The 16,800-nt window shown below is 71.8% G+C and carries 15 protein-coding genes; 8 read left to right on the top strand and 7 right to left on the bottom strand.

The features are described 5' to 3' along the window. Positions 1 to 48 precede the first annotated feature (48 nt). From KBX50_RS15370 to KBX50_RS15355, 4 genes are all read left to right on the top strand, one after another. Positions 49 to 444 (top strand): hypothetical protein, encoded by a 396-nt coding sequence (locus KBX50_RS15370; protein ID WP_247673759.1) that lies wholly within the window; start codon positions 49 to 51, stop codon positions 442 to 444. Next, complete coding sequence (locus KBX50_RS15365; RefSeq protein WP_210937711.1) at positions 444 to 2,867, top strand: DUF4132 domain-containing protein; 2,424 nt, start codon at positions 444 to 446, stop codon at positions 2,865 to 2,867. The genes KBX50_RS15370 and KBX50_RS15365 overlap by 1 nt, the downstream gene beginning before the upstream one ends. Before the next feature lie 51 nt (positions 2,868 to 2,918). After that, entirely contained in the window at positions 2,919 to 3,347 is a 429-nt protein-coding gene (locus KBX50_RS15360) for a DUF6153 family protein (RefSeq protein ID WP_210937710.1), read from the top strand. Positions 3,348 to 3,424: 77 nt separating this feature from the next. Further along, positions 3,425 to 4,054: a DUF305 domain-containing protein gene (locus tag KBX50_RS15355; RefSeq protein WP_210937709.1), complete on the top strand. Its 630-nt coding sequence runs from the start codon at positions 3,425 to 3,427 to the stop codon at positions 4,052 to 4,054. A 156-nt stretch (positions 4,055 to 4,210) separates the two neighbouring features. Here KBX50_RS15355 and KBX50_RS15350 read toward each other — a convergent pair whose 3' ends face one another. From KBX50_RS15350 to KBX50_RS15340, 3 genes are all read right to left on the bottom strand, one after another. Further along, positions 4,211 to 5,002 (bottom strand): peptidase, encoded by a 792-nt coding sequence (locus KBX50_RS15350; RefSeq protein ID WP_210937708.1) that lies wholly within the window; start codon positions 5,000 to 5,002, stop codon positions 4,211 to 4,213. Between the two features lie 3 nt (positions 5,003 to 5,005). After that, positions 5,006 to 6,298, bottom strand: a complete 1,293-nt coding sequence (locus tag KBX50_RS15345) for a VWA domain-containing protein (RefSeq protein ID WP_210937707.1) — start codon at positions 6,296 to 6,298, stop codon at positions 5,006 to 5,008. A gap of 110 nt (positions 6,299 to 6,408) precedes the next feature. Next, positions 6,409 to 7,065 carry a 4'-phosphopantetheinyl transferase superfamily protein gene (locus KBX50_RS15340; RefSeq protein WP_210937706.1) on the bottom strand — a complete coding sequence of 219 codons (657 nt, stop codon included), beginning with the start codon at positions 7,063 to 7,065 and terminating at the stop codon, positions 6,409 to 6,411. Positions 7,066 to 7,298: 233 nt separating this feature from the next. On the opposite strand from KBX50_RS15340, the gene KBX50_RS15335 reads away from it, so the two are divergent. After that, a complete protein-coding gene (locus KBX50_RS15335) occupies positions 7,299 to 7,604 on the top strand; it encodes a hypothetical protein (RefSeq protein WP_247673758.1) in 306 nt (101 codons plus the stop codon). Positions 7,605 to 7,950: 346 nt separating this feature from the next. On the opposite strand, the gene KBX50_RS15330 is transcribed toward KBX50_RS15335, so the two are convergent. After that, positions 7,951 to 9,639 carry a phospholipid carrier-dependent glycosyltransferase gene (locus KBX50_RS15330; protein ID WP_210937705.1) on the bottom strand — a complete coding sequence of 563 codons (1,689 nt, stop codon included), beginning with the start codon at positions 9,637 to 9,639 and terminating at the stop codon, positions 7,951 to 7,953. Positions 9,640 to 9,705: 66 nt separating this feature from the next. On the opposite strand from KBX50_RS15330, the gene rsmI reads away from it, so the two are divergent. Then, positions 9,706 to 10,572, top strand: coding sequence for a 16S rRNA (cytidine(1402)-2'-O)-methyltransferase (gene rsmI, locus KBX50_RS15325; RefSeq protein ID WP_374224639.1), 867 nt, complete (start codon positions 9,706 to 9,708; stop codon positions 10,570 to 10,572). A gap of 9 nt (positions 10,573 to 10,581) precedes the next feature. Here rsmI and KBX50_RS15320 read toward each other — a convergent pair whose 3' ends face one another. Beyond that, complete coding sequence (locus KBX50_RS15320; RefSeq protein ID WP_210937703.1) at positions 10,582 to 11,529, bottom strand: hypothetical protein; 948 nt, start codon at positions 11,527 to 11,529, stop codon at positions 10,582 to 10,584. Between the two features lie 150 nt (positions 11,530 to 11,679). On the opposite strand from KBX50_RS15320, the gene metG reads away from it, so the two are divergent. Then, a complete protein-coding gene (metG, locus tag KBX50_RS15315) occupies positions 11,680 to 13,482 on the top strand; it encodes a methionine--tRNA ligase (protein ID WP_210937702.1) in 1,803 nt (600 codons plus the stop codon). 109 nt (positions 13,483 to 13,591) lie between these two features. Here the strand turns inward: metG and KBX50_RS15310 are convergent, their stop codons facing one another. Together KBX50_RS15310 and KBX50_RS15305 are read right to left on the bottom strand one after the other, a co-directional pair. Then, complete coding sequence (locus KBX50_RS15310; protein ID WP_093408251.1) at positions 13,592 to 14,443, bottom strand: alpha/beta fold hydrolase; 852 nt, start codon at positions 14,441 to 14,443, stop codon at positions 13,592 to 13,594. A gap of 84 nt (positions 14,444 to 14,527) precedes the next feature. Then, complete coding sequence (locus KBX50_RS15305) at positions 14,528 to 15,784, bottom strand: hypothetical protein (RefSeq protein WP_210937701.1); 1,257 nt, start codon at positions 15,782 to 15,784, stop codon at positions 14,528 to 14,530. Between the two features lie 89 nt (positions 15,785 to 15,873). On the opposite strand from KBX50_RS15305, the gene KBX50_RS15300 reads away from it, so the two are divergent. Continuing rightward, a complete protein-coding gene (locus KBX50_RS15300) occupies positions 15,874 to 16,782 on the top strand; it encodes a TatD family hydrolase (RefSeq protein WP_210937700.1) in 909 nt (302 codons plus the stop codon). Positions 16,783 to 16,800 lie beyond the last annotated feature (18 nt).

Below are 16,800 nucleotides of genomic sequence, written 5' to 3'. Positions count from 1 at the left end.
GCCCACGCCGGGCCGGTCTGTCGGAGGGCCTACCTAGACTCTCGCGGCATGGCGACGGTGACCTTTGTGGATGAGAGCACTGTGGGTGCTCGGACTCCCGCGTGGGCCTTGCAGATCTTCGAGGAACGGTTGACGCTTCGTGAGCTGATCCGCCGACGGATCCACCAGGAGGTGGCCGAGCACAACGCGGCCAGCCCGGAGCCACGCCGGCTGCTGGTGCAGCCCACCTCGACCGAACGGGCCCTCAACGGCGACCGGGGCGAGCAGCCTCGGCGCCGCGTCGACCCGCAGCTGCAGATCGCCCTCGCCGAGCAGGCGTTCCGCGGAAACGGTTTCGTGGTGCTGGTCGGCGATCGGCAGATCGAGGAGCTGGACGACGAGGTCGATCTGCGTCGCGACACCGAGGTCACCTTCCTCAAGCTCGTGCCGCTGGTCGGTGGCTGATGACCGCCACCAGCGACACCGTCCGGCACGCCGACCTGGCCCGCGAGCTGGTCGCCGCGAACGACCTGGGTGGCCTGGCGGCCCACCTCCACACGCACGCCCGCATCTGCCGGGACGATCCGGAGGTACGCGCCGCGCTGCGCACGCTGTCCCGGGCGGACGTGGCGCCTCTCGTGCTGGCCATGGCAGCCCGCCTGCGGCAGGACCGTAAGCACTTCTGGCCGCCGCGCGACCTGATCGGCCAGCTGGCCCGCCGGCTGCCCAGCGAGCTGGCGCCGGGGCAACTTCAGGAGCTCGCCGCGTTCGCCGTCGAGGAGCCGTACGCGTTGTCACCGACCGCGCTGGAGACGGTGGCCCGGGGCCTGGCCGCCACCGGCCCGATCTCCGCCGACCTGATGGAGGTGCTGGTCGACCGCTCCGACGAGAGCCAGCGGCTGCGGCAGTTCATCGCCGAGGTGGCCGGGCCACGCCTCGACCCGGACGACCCCTGGGCCCGGCAGATCCTCACCGAGCTACCCACCCTCGACACCTCGTGGCGGCAGCTGGTCGCCCACGCCAGCACCGCCACCACGCCCCGTCCGACGGCGGGCTGGTCGGCCGAGGCGACCCGACTGCTCGCCGAGGTCGACCTGGGGGAGGCCGGGCAGCTCTTCGACCGGTGGCTGGCCACCGCCTCCCGCGCCCCCCACCAGCAGCCGACCTCGGTCAACGCCGACCTGCTGCGTGGCCTGCTCTGGCTGGTCGAGCGGACCGGACCGACACCGGAACAGGTACGCCGCGTCGGCGGCCTGGTCGAGGCGATGCTGCGTCGGCTACCCGGCGTCGGGCCAGCCTGCCCGAAGGTGGCGAACGCGGCGGTCGGGGTGCTCGGGCGGCTCGACGGCGAGCCGGCGCTGGCGCAGCTGGCCCGGCTGTCGGCCCGGGTCACCTACAAGGGCACCCGCAAGGAGATCGACAAGGCGCTCGACGCTCGCGCCGACGCCCTCGGCATCAGCCGGGACGAGATCGAGGAACTGGCCGTTCCGGACTACGGCCTGACCGGGGTCGGGCGGCACGAGGTGCTCCTGGGCGGCTGTCGGGCCGAGTTGTCGATCGTGTCCACCAGCGTCGCCCTGGTCTGGCGCACGGAGGCCGGCCGGCAGGTGAAGAGCCCACCGGCCGCGGTACGCCGGGATCACGCGGTGGAATTGGCCGACCTGAAGGGCCTGGCCAAGGAGATCACCGGCATGCTGACCGCCCAGGTGGCCCGGCTGGACCGGCTCTTCCTGGCCCAGCGCACCTGGACCTTGGCCGAGTGGCGGCAGCGCTACCTGGATCACCCGCTGGTCGGCACGCTGGCCCGTCGGTTGCTGTGGCTTGTCGACGGGGTGCCCTGCGGTTGGGCCGACGGCGCGCTGCGCACCGTGGACGACACCACGGTGGTCGGCGGCGACGACGCCGAGGTGCGGATCTGGCACCCGATCGGTCGGCCGGTGCCGGAGGTGGTCGGTTGGCGGGAATGGTTGGCACGGCACCGGATCGTCCAGCCGTTCAAGCAGGCACATCGGGAGGTCTACCTGCTCACGCCGGCCGAGGAGACCACCGGCACGTACTCGAACCGGTTCGCCGGGCACATCCTGCGGCAGCACCAGTTCCACGCCCTGGCCGCAGCCCGGGGCTGGACGGACCGGTTGCGGTTGATGGTCGACGACTCCTATCCGCCGACCTTCCGCGAGCTGCCGGACTGGGGCTTGCGGGCCGAATACTGGGTGGAGGGGATCGGCGACGAGTGGGACACCGACACCACCGACAGCGGATCCTATCTGCGGCTGGTCACCGACCAGGTGCGCTTCTACCCGATCGCCGCCGCGCAGAACTGGTCGCACGCCTCCGGTGGCGGCTACTCGGCGGCACGGTGGACGGACGCCCAGCCGGGGGATCCGCTACCGCTGGACCGGATCCCGCCGCTGGTGTTCAGCGAGATCATGCGGGACGTCGACCTCTTCGTCGGGGTGGCCAGCGTCGGCAACGATCCAACCTGGTCGGACGGCGGCCCGCAGGGCCGCTTCCGGGACTACTGGTCGTCGTACAGCTTCGGGGAGTTGTCCGCCACCGCCGAGACCCGGCGCGAGTTGCTGGCCCGGCTGCTGCCCCGACTGGCGGTGGGCCAGCGGGCCCGCATCGACGGCCGCTTCCTGGTGGTCGACGGCGACCTGCGCACGTACCGGATCCACTTGGGGTCGGGCAACATCCTGATGAGCCCGAACGACGAGTACCTCTGCATCGTGCCGGACCGGGGCGCGGGCCGGACGGGGGAGCAGCAGTTCCTCCCGTTCGAGGGGGACGGCCTGCTCGCGGTGATCCTCAGCAAGGCGATGCTGCTGGCGAAGGACGCCGAGATCACCGACACGACGATCACCCGCCAGATCAGACCGGCCGGGTAACTGAAACCGGGATCGCGGTGCTGGTGGTCTGCCGCGCGATACCGTGATCGGGTGCGCGGCGAGGCGGCGACCAACGGGCGATGGCTCCGGTTCGTGCTGCTGGCGTGCACCCTGTTCGGGCTGGCCGTGATGCACAGCCTGGGCCACGATCCCGTCCTCGGTGCGCCCGGCCACGGCAGCCATGCCGCGCCGACCTCGGCAACTCACGTCGACGGCTGCCACGACGAGCGGTGTGTGGCACCGGCGGCCCAGAGCACCGAGGAACCTCCGTGGCACGGTCATCCCTCGGGCTGGGCGGTCTGTCTGGCTGTCGTCGCCGGCTTCGCGCTCGCCGTCGCGCTCGCCGTCCGCCTCCTTCGGCGTACGCGCAGCGTGCTGCCACGGGATCGTCGGCTCACCCGAGCCCTGGGCGGCCGTGCCCCGCCCGCCTTTCCCATGGTCGGCCTGACCACGGCCACCGTGTCGGTACTGCGGATATAGGAGCGACCAGCGCGCACCCCGATGGGTGACCGCGCCGACCCGCTTCCGTCCACCGACTCCGAAAGGTCCTGTCAACCATGAATCGCACCCGTCCACGCCGTGCCGTCTGGGTCGGCGTGAGCCTCACCGTGGCGATCGGTCTTGCCGGCTGCGGCACCGACCATCCGGCCGGTGCTGGCCACGCCATGCCGGGTAACCCGTCCGCCAGCGCGATCAGCGGAGAATCCGCCACCAGCAACGCGGCCGATGTGATGTTCGCGCAGATGATGATTCCGCACCACGAGCAGGCGGTCGAGATGTCCGACCTGGCCACCACCCGCGCGTCCGACCCGGAGGTGAAGCAGCTCGCCACGCAGATCAAGGACGCTCAGGCGCCCGAGATAGCCCAGCTGCGGACCTGGCTCACGTCCTGGGGCGCACCGATGCCGGTGGCCAGTGGCGACGGCCATGGCATGCCCGAGATGGACCACGAGATGCCGGGCATGATGTCCGAGGCCGACATGACCCGTCTCGCGGCAGCCTCCGGCACCGAGTTCGATCGACAGTTCCTCACCATGATGATCGATCATCACGATGGGGCCGTCACGATGGCCGAGGAGGAGACAGCCCAGGGTGTCAACCCGGACGCCAGAGCGTTGGCGCAGCGGATCGTCACCACGCAGCAGGCCGAGATCGACACCATGAGGAAGATCCTCGCCCGGCTCTGACACCGACCGGTGCCCGAGCGCTCCCGCCGCCCGGGCACCGTTCCGCACCGCCGACCGCTTCCGGATCCGTTGGCGCTGATCCGCTGCCGCCAACGGCCGCTTGTGGGGACCGCCGGCAGGTCGGGTGGGCACCTCAGCACGACCTGCCGGCGGGGCTCACCTGGTGGCGGGACGCCGGGTGAGGGCGAATCCGACCACGCCCGCGACCGCGGCCAGCATTCCGCCGGCGGTGGTCCAGATCCAGCGGGAGCCGGCCTCGGGCAGCCAGCGGGTGAGGCTCAAGTCCCAGCCGTCGTCCTCGTCGCCTTCCGGTGCGACCGTCGGTTCGGCGTCCAGAACGGTGCCGGCGTTGGTCGGTGGCACCAGTGCCGCCTCCAGTCTGCCGTCCTCGGCGGAGCTGCCGGCGTCGTCGGTGGTCGAGACCAGCAGGTCCACGTCGATCGGCAGGCCGAGGTCGGGCTCGGGCACGTCGACCACGGCCAGGCGCACGTAGTAGGTGCCGGGCAGTGGGTCGCCGGACCACGGCTCGGCCCAGGGGCGCACCCGTCGCATCGTGCAGTTGATGCCGACGGTACGCGCCGCGGCGTCGGCGGTCGGCGTCTGCGCGCCGGCCGTGCACGCCTGCCGGCGGCGCAGCCCGTCGAAGACCTCCACGGTCCAGGTGGATCGGCCGTTGCGGTTCTGCGCGAGGGTGACCGTCGCGGTGATCTCGTGGACCTCACCCGCGGCGGCTGGGAACGACCAGTAGAGGTATTCACCCGTCGAGGCGGCGACCCGGACGGGTTGGCCGGCGGCGACCGGGGTGGCGGTGAGGTACGAGGTGCCGGCCCTGGTGACGGTGACGGCACCGGGGGAAGGGGTGGGGGTGGGCGCGGCGAGCGCCGTGCCGGGGGTCAGGGCGACACCGGCGGCGATCAGCGCGGCGGCGGTAGCCCAACGGATACGCATCTGTCAGTTCCTCCAGGTGGCTACCCACCAGCGGGTGAGCAGGCCGGTCACGAGCCCGGTGAGCAGGCCGGCCAGGGTCAGCAGGAGCAGCAGCACCCAGCCGCGGCCCAGGTCCGGCCCCTCCGGGGCGGACGCTGCGGCGACCACGTCGATGGTCAACTCGACGGGCATGCCGGGGTCGGCGGCGGTATCCGCTCGGGGTGCGAACATGTTGCTGACCACCAGGCAGACGGTGGTGACGGCCGAGGGCGCGCTGGCTTCCGGCGTCGGGTCGCTGGCCTCGGCCCGCTCGGCGTCGTCCCCTGCCGACCACCGCAGGCCGGTGGAGACCACGTCGGTACGTCCGCTGCCGGCGTCCACCCCGCGGACCAGTTCCCGGCCGTCCGCCGCGGTGGCCCGCAGCAGCACGCCGTGATCGGGGTTGACGGGGCGGTCGAGCGCGATGCTGACCGAGGCCCGCAGCTCCTGTCCCGGCCGTACCGGCACCCGGTACCAACGATGCTCGGAGAAGGTCTCCCGGTCGGTGTAGACGCCGGGCGAGAGCAGGGGCGCACCCGGGCAGGCGTTCGTCCCGTCGACCTTCGCCGGGGTGGTGGCGTACGTGTCGCGGGCCCGGTCCACCAGTTGCTTCAGCCGGTCGGTCAGATCCTCGGCGCTCTGCGCGGCCGTGTAGGTGCCGCCGGTCGCGGCGGCGATGCAGAGCAACTGCCGGCGTACCTTCTCGTCCGGTGCGAGACCGAGGGTGTCCACCACCAGCGTGGTGCCCTTGGCGGCCAGTTCCCGGGCGACCTGGCAGGGGTCCGGCGGAGCGCAGGTGTCCTCGCCGTCGGTGATCAGCACGATCCGGCGTGCGGTGGTTCCGGTACCGAGATCCTTGGCGGCTTCGCGCAGGGCGAGCCCGACCGGCGTGAAGCCGGTCGGGCGCAGGGCCGCCACGGCGGCCTTGGCCTGCGTCCGGTCGACCGGGCCGACCGGCACGATCTGCTGGGTGTCCAGGCAGCCCTGCTGCTTGTTCTTGCCCTGGTAGGTGGCGCCCAGCACCCGGATGCCCAGCTGGGTCTCGTCGGGTAGGGCGTCCACCACCTCGCCGAACGCCTGCTGGGCCACCGAGATCCGGCTGCGTCCGTCGATGTCGGTGGCCCGCATCGAGCCACTCACGTCCAGGACGAGCTGGACCCGGGGTGGCTCGGTGGGCGGTTCCGCTCGGTCGTCGGCGAGTGCCGGCACCGGGCCGGCCAGCGTGGTCGCCGTCAGCAGCCCGAGGAGGGTGGCTGACGACCATCTCTTGTTGATCACCGAGCGGAGTGTAGACAAGTCCACTCAGGACAGATCATCCGGTCGCCGGTCGCCGGTCGCCGGTCGCCGGTCGCCGGTCGCCGGTGCGAGCGGTGCCGCCGCGCCGTTCGCTACCGGGGGGTGAGCGTGGCGGCCGTGCGTACCAGGTCGGTGTCGACCGCGAAGCGGCCGTTGATCAGCGTGGGCGGATGGTCGACCGGAGCCTCGGCGACCCGGGCGGGGGAGATCCGCGCGGTGAACGTCCCGGCGTCGGGATCAAGACGCACCAGGGCGTCGTGGAAGTCGAGCCAGTTGCCGACAACCGGATGCCACACCTTGTAGACGGTTTCCTTCGCACTGAAGATCACCGCCGGCCAGTGGACGCCCGGTGGCAGTTGTGCGACCTGCTCGTCCTCCTCGGGCAGGCAGATCAGTCGCCGTACCCCCGCACTGAGCTCCCGGTGCTGCTCGGCATCCATCCCGACCGCCCGGATCTCGTCGCTGCGGGCGACGGCTGCGGCGCAGTAGCCCCGCGTGTGCGTGATGGTGCCGACCAGACCGGCCGGCCAGACGGGTGAGCGGTCGGCGGCAGCCGGTACGGCGGCCGGTGGCAGACCGAGCGCGGCCATGGCGCGGCGGGCGCACATCCGGCCAGCGGTGAAGTCGCGGCGGCGGCTGTCCACCGCGCGGTCCCCGAGACAGGCCGCCTCGGCCGCGTGCAACTGTCCGGACCAGTCGTCCGGACCCGCCACGGCCACCGCGACGGCGGGCGGGAGCAGATCACGCACCTGCGGCTCCGGCGTAGTGCTTTCGGCCAGTGTTGCCGGTACCAGCGACCGGCAACGATGGATGCTTACGGTCGATGCAGTTCCTGGGGCGGGTCGCGGCGGCCATGGTTGGTCAACGTACCGCAACGGCGTAACGCCGCAGCGTTCCCGGACGCTGTAGATGAGCACGGGCACGTTCGAAGCGGCGGTGGGCGGCAGGCCCGCCGTCACCGGTGGAGGCGGAGAGGAGCGCGATGACGGGTGTTACGGATCGCTCGGGTGTCACCGTGGCAGAGGCGGGCGGAGCCGCGTCGCCCGGGCGGGTGGGCGAGCACGCCCCGGTGACCCCCGAATGGACGTGTGGCACCTGTGGCGCCGAGTGGCCCTGCGCCCGGAAACGGGAGCAGTTGCTGACCGAGTACGGCGTGGATCGGCCGATGCTCAGTGTCTACCTGGGGGCCTGTCTCGCGGCCGCCGCCGAGGACCTGCATCTCGCCGGGGCGACGTCGTTGCAGGACAGGTTCTTCGGCTGGTTGCCGCGTCGCCCGAGACGACACTGACTCTCTCGTCCGGACGATCGTCCAGACCGGACGTCGCTTCGATGTCGGGCTATGTCGCGGGATGCTGAGTGGCTGGACGTAACGGTTCAGCCATCCGCCGGACGGTGGCTCCGGGCGGCGCAGAGTCCGCGACGAGTCACGCTGTGGCAACAGTGGCCGCAACTTCTTGTCGCATTCAGCATTCGTCGGAAATCTGACCCACGCCGCCCCGTTGTGCCCTCGGTCGCGGGTGGTTAAGCTGCTGGTGCGCGCCCCAATCGCCCGCTTCCCCCGTGGCAGGCGATCGGGGCGCGTCCTATTTCCGACGGAGGGCCCGTACGCCGAAGCGTACGGGCCCTCCGTCGGGTCAGATCCAGCGGCCGTTTAACCACATCCGCGCGGACCAGTCCTCGTACGGCAGAACCAAGCCCACGAAGATCGGATAGAAGTACGCGAAGCAGAGGACGACCAGCGCCACGTACGCACCGGCGATCACCCCGCCGACCAGCCGGCGGTCCCGGCTGGCCTCCTCGTCGGCGCCGGTCACGGCCCTGGTGCCACTCGGCCCGGCCGGCGAGGCGATGGCGCCCAGCACGTAGACCACGGCGAGCACCAGGAACGGCAGCGTGGGCGCGGCGTAGAAGGAGAACATCGTCCGGCCGTCGAGGGCGAACCAGAACCAGGGCAGCAGCCCCGCCGCCACGGCGAGCAGGATCGCTCCGGCCCGCCAGTCCCGCCGGGCCAGGCCGAGCCAGACCAGCGCCACCAGTGCCGGCAGGAAGGACCACCACAGCAGCGGGGTACCCAGCAGCAGCACCTCCTCGGCGCAGCTCGCCGCGCCACAGGGGCCCTCGCCGGTCCAGTGGAACGCCACCGGCCGCCCCAGCAGCAGCCACTGCCACGGCCATGACTGGTACTTGTGCGGATCGTCGAGTTGGCTGTGGAAGCCCAGCGCCGCCTGGTGGTACTGGATCAGGTTCCACAGCGGGCCGACGACAGGCGCATCGCTGAGCCCGGCGTCCGGGTACCGCTCGGCGAGCCGGTAGTAGCCCTCCTGGCTGAACAACCAACCGGACCACGTCGCGACGTACGTCACCGCCATCAGCAGACCGGCGAGCACCATCCAGGGCACGCCGTCGAGCAGGGTGTCCCGCCACGGCCGGGGTACCCCGGCCGACCGCCGGGCACCGACGTCCCAGAGGAACATCAGCAGGGCGAAGACGGGTACGAAGAACAGCGCGCTCCACTTCACGGCGAAGGCACAACCGAGCAGCACCCCGGTCGCCAGCCGCCACCAGGGCCAGTTCCGCCATCCGCCGGGCGGGCGACCGGCCCGCCCCCGGGCGGTCGGATCCAGCCCGGACTCCAGGGCCCTTGCCCATCGGCGGCGGGTCGCGTCCCGGTCCAGCACCAGCGCGCCGAAGGCGGCCAGGATGAAGAAGAGCAGGAAGATGTCGAGCAGCGCGGTGCGGGAGAGCACCAGGTGGAACCCGTCGACCGCGAGCAGCAGGCCGGCGGCGCAGCCCAGCACAGTGGAGCGGAACATCCGGCGGCCGATGCGGACCAGCAGCAGCACCGACAGGGTGCCCAGCAGCGCCGCCGAGAAGCGCCAGCCGAACTCCGGCGCGGTGGTGAACAGGTGGCCGGGTACCGAGATGCCGTGCTCGGCGTCGCTGTAGCCGAAGGCCCACTCGCCGAAGCCGATCAACCACTTGCCCAGCGGCGGGTGGACCACGTACGACGGCGCGTTGTTCGTGTAGTTCCACTCCACGCCCTTGTCGATGAGCCCCCAGCCGTCCCGGGCGTAGTAGACCTCGTCGAAGATCTTGCCGGGCGGATGGCTGAGATTCGCGAACCGGAGAACCGCCGCGATGACCACGACCACCGCCGTGGCCAGCCACGAACGGTCGTCCACCCCGGCCTCGACGGTGGCCAGCCGGCGGCGGATCGCCGCCGGTACGCCACCCGCCGCCGGACCGGAGGCGGTGGCTGTGGTCGCTCCCGGCTCCGAGGGCTGGTCGGGGCTCGCGCTCTGTGCTGTCGACGCACTCGTCACCCGGCGATCGTAGGCTGCCAAGGGGGTCGGTGGTGCCTGTCGTCCCCATATCCGGTACGCCCGTCGATGAAGGAGTGCGCTGCCGTGGGTGGAATGTCCGAAACCGGTCGCCTGATTCTGCTCGGCGCGCCGCTCGGCAACCCCGCCGACGCCTCCGCCCGACTGCGGGACACTCTCGCTGCCGTGGATGTGGTCGCCGCGGAGGACACCCGCCGGCTGAACCGGCTCGCCCGCGACCTCGACGTGACCATCGCCGGCCGGATCGTCTCGTACTTCGAGGGCAACGAGGAGCGCCGCACCCCGGAACTGGTCGAGGTGCTCACCGAGGGATACGTGGTAGCGCTGGTCACCGACGGCGGCATGCCAAGCGTCTCCGATCCCGGCTACCGGCTGGTCCGCGCCGCCCTGGACGCCGGGGTGCCGGTCACCGCCGCGCCCGGTCCCAGCGCCGTTACCACCGCCCTGGCCCTGTCCGGGCTGCCCTGCGACCGGTTCTGCTTCGAAGGCTTCCTGCCCCGTGCCCCCGGCGCCCGGCGCGCCCGGCTGCGGGCCCTGGCCGCCGAGGAACGGACGTTGGTTCTCTTCGAGGCGCCGCACCGGATCGCCGCCGCGCTGACCGACCTGGCCGACACGTTCGGGGCGGACCGACCCGCCGCTGTCTGCCGCGAACTGACCAAGACGTACGAGGAGGTGCTGCGTCGCCCGCTCGGCGAGTTGGCCCGGTGGGCCGCCGACGGCGACCCGCGTGGCGAGATCACTCTGGTGGTGGCCGGTGCGCCCGCCGTACCCGTCGTCCGTCCCGACGACGACGCGCTGCGCGCTGCGGTGGCCGAGCGGGAGGCGGCGGGCCGGAGCCGCCGGGACGCGATCACGGACGTCGCGGCCGAGTACGGATTGCGCCGGCGCGACGTCTACGCGCTGGTCCACCAGTGAGGCCGGGTGCTACCAGGCGGCGATCAGGAAACCGAGGGCGGTCAGCGGCGGGCCGGCCAGCGAGGCGGCGATCGCCCAACGCCGCTCGGTCGGATCGGGCAGCCGGGTCGCACCGGTCCAACGGGCGATGCCCACCGCGCAGCCGAGCACCCCGAGCATCCCGAGCAGCCAGCGCAACTGAGCACCCACCCCACCGTCGGCGTACGCGACGTGACCGTCCGGGCCGGTCACCCGGGCGGGTAGGGCCGAGCCGGGCACCGCGCGGTCCCGGGACACCCCGCTGACCCGTACGCCGTGGATCCGGAACTCTTCCTCCGCCGCCGTGAAGATGCCTCGGCACCGCTGGGTCAGGCCGTCGCCGGTGCACCTGGTGACAACCACCGTGCCGGAGGTGGCGTGCCCGACGGCGAGCCAGAGCGGACCGGCGCTGACCCAGGCGAAGAAGGCCGCCGCGAGGCTCAACCCGATCAACGCGGACAACCCCGCCAGGGGATCCGGCGGGTGGCTGCCGCGCTCCCGACGCCGGTGAACCGGCCAGAACCGCCGCCACCACGGCTCGACGTCGCCAGGCTCCTCCTGCCGCACCGGCGTGCCGTCCCAGTGCACCTGCTCGATCGGTGCCCAGAAGGTGTCCTCGTCCGGCGTACCGCCGTCGGGTGATCGGCCCCGACGGCCCCGACGTCCGGCCGGCCGGACCGGAACGCGCCGCGGCAGCGTGTCCACCGGCGCGCCGGTCGTCGGCTCCACCTCGACTCCGGTGTATGGCTCGACCGTGGCGGAGTCGGCCCGCTCCGGTCCGGCCGCGCCGGTCTCAAGCTCCGGTGCCGCCGAGGGCACCGCCCGGGGCTGAGGTGCCACCGTCTGGGTACGCGGCGACGCGGTGGGATCCACTCCCGGGTCGGAAGGAGTGCCGTCGGAGTGGTCTCGGGCGGCTCGGCTGCCAGTCACGCGTTTCATTGGACACCGCCGAGCGGGGTTGATCGGGCAGCTCAGGCAGCGTGTCGATGACAATTCGGACTATTTGCCGAGGGTTGTTGGCCCATCATGCCGACCAGGGACCCCTATTGGTTCGCGGTCACCTTCCGGGGGTCACTAGGCTTTCTGTCCATGAGTCACGTTCTCGCGGCAGTGGCCTGGCCGTACGCCAACGGCCCGCGCCACATCGGCCACGTCTCCGGTTTCGGCGTTCCCTCCGACGTCTTCGCCCGGTACATGCGGATGGCCGGCCACGACGTGCTCATGGTCTCCGGCACCGACGAGCACGGCACCCCGATCCAGGTGCAGGCCGACGCCGAAGGACTGAAGCCACGGGAACTGGCCGACCGGTACAACCGGGTGATCGTCGAGGATCTGCACGGCCTCGGCCTCTCCTACGACCTGTTCACCCGCACCACCACCGGCAACCACTACGCCGTCGTGCAGGAGCTGTTCGAGGGGATGTACCGCAACGGGTACATCGTGCCGAAGACCACCATGGGGGCCATCTCGCCGTCCACCGGGCGGACCCTGCCCGACCGGTACATCGAGGGCACCTGCCCGATCTGCGGCTACGACAGCGCCCGAGGCGACCAGTGCGACAACTGCGGCAACCAGCTCGACCCGATCGACCTGATCAACCCACGGTCGAAGATCAACGGGGAGACGCCGGAGTTCGTCGAGACCGAGCACTTCTTCCTCGACCTGCCCGCCCTGGCCGACGTGCTGCGGCAGTGGCTGGACACCCGGGAGGGCTGGCGCCCGAACGTCCTGCGCTTCTCCAAGAACCTGCTGGACGACCTGCACCCCCGGGCCATCACCCGGGACCTGGAGTGGGGGGTGCCGATCCCGCTCGACGGCTGGCGGGACCGCGCCGACAAGCGGATCTACGTGTGGTTCGACGCCGTCATCGGCTACCTGTCCGCCTCCATCGAGTGGGCCCGCCGCACCGGCGACCCCGAGGCCTGGCGGAAGTGGTGGTCCACCGATGGGGAGGGGAAGGACTCGCAGGCCTACTACTTCATGGGCAAGGACAACATCGTCTTCCACTCGGTGATCTGGCCCGCGCTGCTCGCCGGCTACTCGGGTGAGGGTGACCGCGACGGTGAGCCGGGTCGGCTCGGTCGGCTCAACCTGCCCACCGAGGTGGTCTCCAGCGAGTTCCTGACCATGGAGGGACGCAAGTTCTCCTCGTCGCGCCGGGTGGTCATCTATGTGCGCGACTTCCTCCAGCGCTACGACGCCGACGCGTTGCGCTACTTCATCGCGGTGGCCGGGCCGGAGAACAACGACACCGACTTCACCTGGGCCGAGTTCCTCCGCCGCAACAACGACGAGCTGGTCGCCGGCTGGGGCAACCTGGTCAACCGGTCCGTCTCGATGGCGGCGAAGAACTTCGGCGAGATCCCACCGATCGGCCCGGACGGGCTCACCGAGGCCGACGAGGCGCTGCTGGCCGTGGCGCGCGCCGGCTTCGGCACGGTCGGCGACCTGATCGCCCGGCACCGGCAGAAGCAGGCCATCGGCGAAGCGATGAAGGTGGTGGCCGAGGCCAACAAGTACCTCTCCGAGCAGGCGCCGTGGAAGCTCAAGGACGAGGCCGCCAAGCCCCGGATGGGCACCATCCTGCACGTCGCCCTCCAGGTGGTCAGCGACGCCAACACGCTGCTCACCCCGTTCCTGCCGCACTCCGCGCAGAAGATCCACGAGCTGCTCGGCGGCACCGGGGTGCACGCGCCGATGCCGGTGATCGAGGAGGTCTCCGACCTCGACGCCGGGCCCGCGTACCCGGTGCTGACCGGGGACTACACCCAGGGCGCGCGATGGGAGTCCGTGCCACTCGTGGTGGGCCGGGCGCTCGCGGCGCCCAAGCCGGTCTTCCGCAAGCTCGATCCCTCGATCGTCGAGGAGGAGCTGGCCCGGCTCGAAGGCTGACGCTCCGGCCGTCCGCGACGGGCGCGACCCGCTCGGGGTCGCGCCCGTGGCGTGACGTGTCCGGCCGCCCGTCCGGCGCGGCGTGCGCCGGACGTCGGCCCGGCCCGCATCAGGCGCGGGCCATGGCCGGAGAGCCGATGAACTCCATGATCGCCTTGTTCACCTCGTCGGCGTTGGTCCACGGGGTGCCGTGCGGCGCGCCCTTGAGGGTGACCAACCGGCTGTCGGCGAGCATCGGCTGCAACCGCTGGCCCGTCTTCGGGTACGGCAGCACGTTGTCCTTGTCGCCCTGCACGATCAGCACCGGCACGTCGATCCGGGACACGTCGGCCCGGAAGTCGGTGCCCCAGGCGTCCACGCTGTCGTGCGTGGCCTTGGCGGAGGCCATCGCGCCGATGTTCCAGTGCGCCCGGTACGCCTCTTCGCTGACCAACTTGCCCTTGTTCTCGTCGTAGTTGAAGAAGTTGTTGCAGAACTGCGTGAGGTAGGCGAAGCGGTCCTGCGTGATCGCCTGCTTGAACCCCTCGAAGAGGCTCGCCTCGACACCTTCGGGGTTGTCCGGCGCCTGCCGCAGATACGGCGCCAGCGGCGCCAGCAGCACCGCCCGGTCCACCCGATCCGAGCCGTACGCGCCCAGGTAGCGGGTCACCTCGCCGGTACCCATCGAGTGGCCGACCAGGATCGTGTTGCGCAGATCCAGTTCGGTCATCAGCACGTCGAGGTCGGCGGCGAAGGTGTCGTAGTCGTAGCCGAACGCCGGCTGCGCCGAGTTGCCGTAGCCGCGCCGGTCGTACGTGATCACCCGGTAGCCGGCGTCGAGCAGCGGTCCGGAGACCTTCTCCCAGGTCGCCCCGTTGAAGGGGAAGCCGTGGATCAGCACGATCGGCTGACCCGACCCATGGTCCTCGTAGTACAGGTCGATGGGCGCGGAGTTCTCCGTGCCGACGGTGATGAAGGGCATCTCGTCCTCCTGTCAGGGTGGGAAACCGAGGCTTCCCCGGCGGGCATCCGATATTCCTGCGCCACCCCACCTGACAGGACCAGGTCAGAGGAGGTACGGGTGGTCAACCACCTGGTCGTCGGTGACCTCACCGCCCGGGGCCCACGTCTCGTAGACGCCCCGTTCGTGACACTGTGCGCCGGTCACGGCGACCGCGTCCGGATCCGGGCGTCGCAGCCGCAGCCGCAGCCAGCCCGCCTCCTCCCGCAACACCAGACACGGCACCCCCCGCCAGGCGGCCAGGCGCAACCGTCGGCTCACCCCGTCGACCGGGTACCGGGCGGCCCGGGTCAGCGCCAGCACCCGGAAATCGCCGGGCAGGTCGGCGACCGCCTCGTACTCCCCGCCCGCGTACGTGCCCACCAGGCGGGTCGACCGCGGCGCCTCCCCGGTCGGCACGTACTCCTGATCCGGCGACAGACCCGGCACCGCGGCGAGCAGGTGTCGCCACTGCGGCCCGACCATCCGCAGCCAGCCCCGCTGCTCCGCCTGGTACGCGTAGAGCACCACCTCCAGGCCCTCCGCCGGGTAGGCCAGCAGGGTGGCGTTCGCGGGCATCGGCAGGTCGGCGAAGTCCCGGGTGACGAACTCGGGGATCAGGTGGTGACTGCTCGGCGTGAAGCCGGTGCCCAGCACCGCCGGGCCCAACCGGTCCCGGGCACCCAACGCGGTCAGCCCGCGGTACGCCGCGCCCGCCGGCACGTCGTAGTCGCCCGGGTCGGCGGCACGCCAGCGCAACGCGTACGTCACGTCCGCACCGTCCCGGCTGTCTTCGCCGTCGGTACGCAGCACACTCGTCGTCACCGGGGTGCGCAGGTGCGCCACGTCGTGTTCCCGGTAGCAGAAACCGTGCGGCAGCCAGCCGCGTACGTATCCGGCGAGCTGCCGAGCGGAGAGGATCTTCATCATCCGGGTGCCACGCCGTACGCCGGCCGAGGCGCGTACCGCCGTGACCAGCGGATCGTCCGCGGCGGCCGGCTGCTGGGCGAGCCGGTGCACCTCCGCCCAGCCCCGCTCGCGGTGCAGTGGCACCAGCAGGGGAGTCTCCGGGTCCTCGGCCTGCTCGGTCGCTCCGTACACGGTGCCGACCTCGGTGACGTGCACGAACCGTCGCCACGGCAGCGCCGAGTTCACCCGGGGCGCCCACTCGAAACCGGCCACCTCGTCGGCGCTGAACAACTCGTACGCCGCGCCCCGGGCGATCTCCTCCGCCGGGTACACCGCGCCGCCGAACGCCACCCGCAGACCGGTCCGCTCCGGCACCGCACCTCCGGCCCGGAAAAGCTCGCTTCGCGCGTCCACGCCGCGACGGTAGGTGCGCGGGGCGTAGCCGAGGTGAACTCCGGGTGGCCTCCGGATGGACTCGTGCGGTGTGTGATCCTGTCGAGGAGATGAGCGAATCGACCGAGTCCCGTAGCCAGCGTGCGGCCCGCCGCGCCGGAGAGTTCCCACCCGTACCCGAGCCGCTGCCCCGACCGGTGCTGGACAGCCACACCCACCTCGACATCACCGTCAGCGAGGCCGGGGTACCCGGTGGCGGTGATCCCGCCGACCCGGTCGCCGCCGCCATCGACGTCGCCGCCGCCGTGGGGGTGGACCGGCTGGTGCAGGTCGGTGTGGACGTCGCCTCCTCCCGCTGGGGCGCCGAGGTGGCCGGTAGCTACCCGGCGGTGCTGGCCACGGTCGCGCTGCACCCCAACGAGGCGCCCCGGCTGGCCGACCTCGACGGCGCCCTGCGCGAGATCGAGGCACTGGCCGGTCAGGAGCGGGTCCGCGGTGTCGGTGAGACCGGGATGGACCGCTACCGCACCGGCGACGAGGGCCGCGCCGCGCAGGAGGAGAGCTTCCGGGCGCACATCGCCATCGCCAAGCGGTACGGCCGGACGCTGGTGATCCACGACCGGGACGCGCACGCTGACGTGCTGCGCATCCTCGACGACGAGGGCGCACCGGACACGGTGGTGATGCACTGCTTCTCCGGCGACGCCGAGTTCGCGGCCGAGTGCGTCCGCCGGGGCTACCTGCTCAGCTTCGCCGGTACGGTCACCTTCGCCAGCGCCGGGGCACTTCGGGAGGCCGCCGCGCTGACTCCGCTGGATCAGATCCTGGTGGAGACCGACGCGCCGTACCTCACTCCCGTCCCGCACCGTGGCCGGCCCAACGCCTCGTACCTGATCCCGCTGACCGTCCGGGCGCTGGCCGCCGCCACCGGCGCCGACCTCGACGAACTCTGTGCCGCCATCTCGGCCACCGGGGAACGGGCCTTCGGTCCCTGGCACCCGGCCGGCGTCGGCGGCTGACCCGTACGCTGTCGGGTT

The sequence above is a fragment of the Micromonospora sp. C51 genome (assembly GCF_018070435.1).
In the GTDB taxonomy this organism is placed as follows: domain Bacteria; phylum Actinomycetota; class Actinomycetes; order Mycobacteriales; family Micromonosporaceae; genus Micromonospora; species Micromonospora sediminimaris.
Note: the sequence above shows the minus strand (reverse complement) of the source record. Positions and strands in the feature narration are given on the sequence as shown.

What these genes read in the sequence shown, in the direction of transcription:
- KBX50_RS15310 (WP_093408251.1), bottom strand. Translation starts at nt 14,443, where the DNA reads ATGCCCTTCATCACCGTCGGCACGGAGAACTCCGCGCCCATCGACCTG.
- KBX50_RS15355 (WP_210937709.1), top strand. Translation starts at nt 3,425, where the DNA reads ATGAATCGCACCCGTCCACGCCGTGCCGTCTGGGTCGGCGTGAGCCTC.
- KBX50_RS15300 (WP_210937700.1), top strand. Translation starts at nt 15,874, where the DNA reads ATGAGCGAATCGACCGAGTCCCGTAGCCAGCGTGCGGCCCGCCGCGCC.
- KBX50_RS15335 (WP_247673758.1), top strand. Translation starts at nt 7,299, where the DNA reads ATGACGGGTGTTACGGATCGCTCGGGTGTCACCGTGGCAGAGGCGGGC.
- metG (WP_210937702.1), top strand. Translation starts at nt 11,680, where the DNA reads ATGAGTCACGTTCTCGCGGCAGTGGCCTGGCCGTACGCCAACGGCCCG.
- KBX50_RS15350 (WP_210937708.1), bottom strand. Translation starts at nt 5,002, where the DNA reads ATGCGTATCCGTTGGGCTACCGCCGCCGCGCTGATCGCCGCCGGTGTC.
- KBX50_RS15370 (WP_247673759.1), top strand. Translation starts at nt 49, where the DNA reads ATGGCGACGGTGACCTTTGTGGATGAGAGCACTGTGGGTGCTCGGACT.
- rsmI (WP_374224639.1), top strand. Translation starts at nt 9,706, where the DNA reads ATGAAGGAGTGCGCTGCCGTGGGTGGAATGTCCGAAACCGGTCGCCTG.
- KBX50_RS15365 (WP_210937711.1), top strand. Translation starts at nt 444, where the DNA reads ATGACCGCCACCAGCGACACCGTCCGGCACGCCGACCTGGCCCGCGAG.
- KBX50_RS15320 (WP_210937703.1), bottom strand. Translation starts at nt 11,529, where the DNA reads ATGAAACGCGTGACTGGCAGCCGAGCCGCCCGAGACCACTCCGACGGC.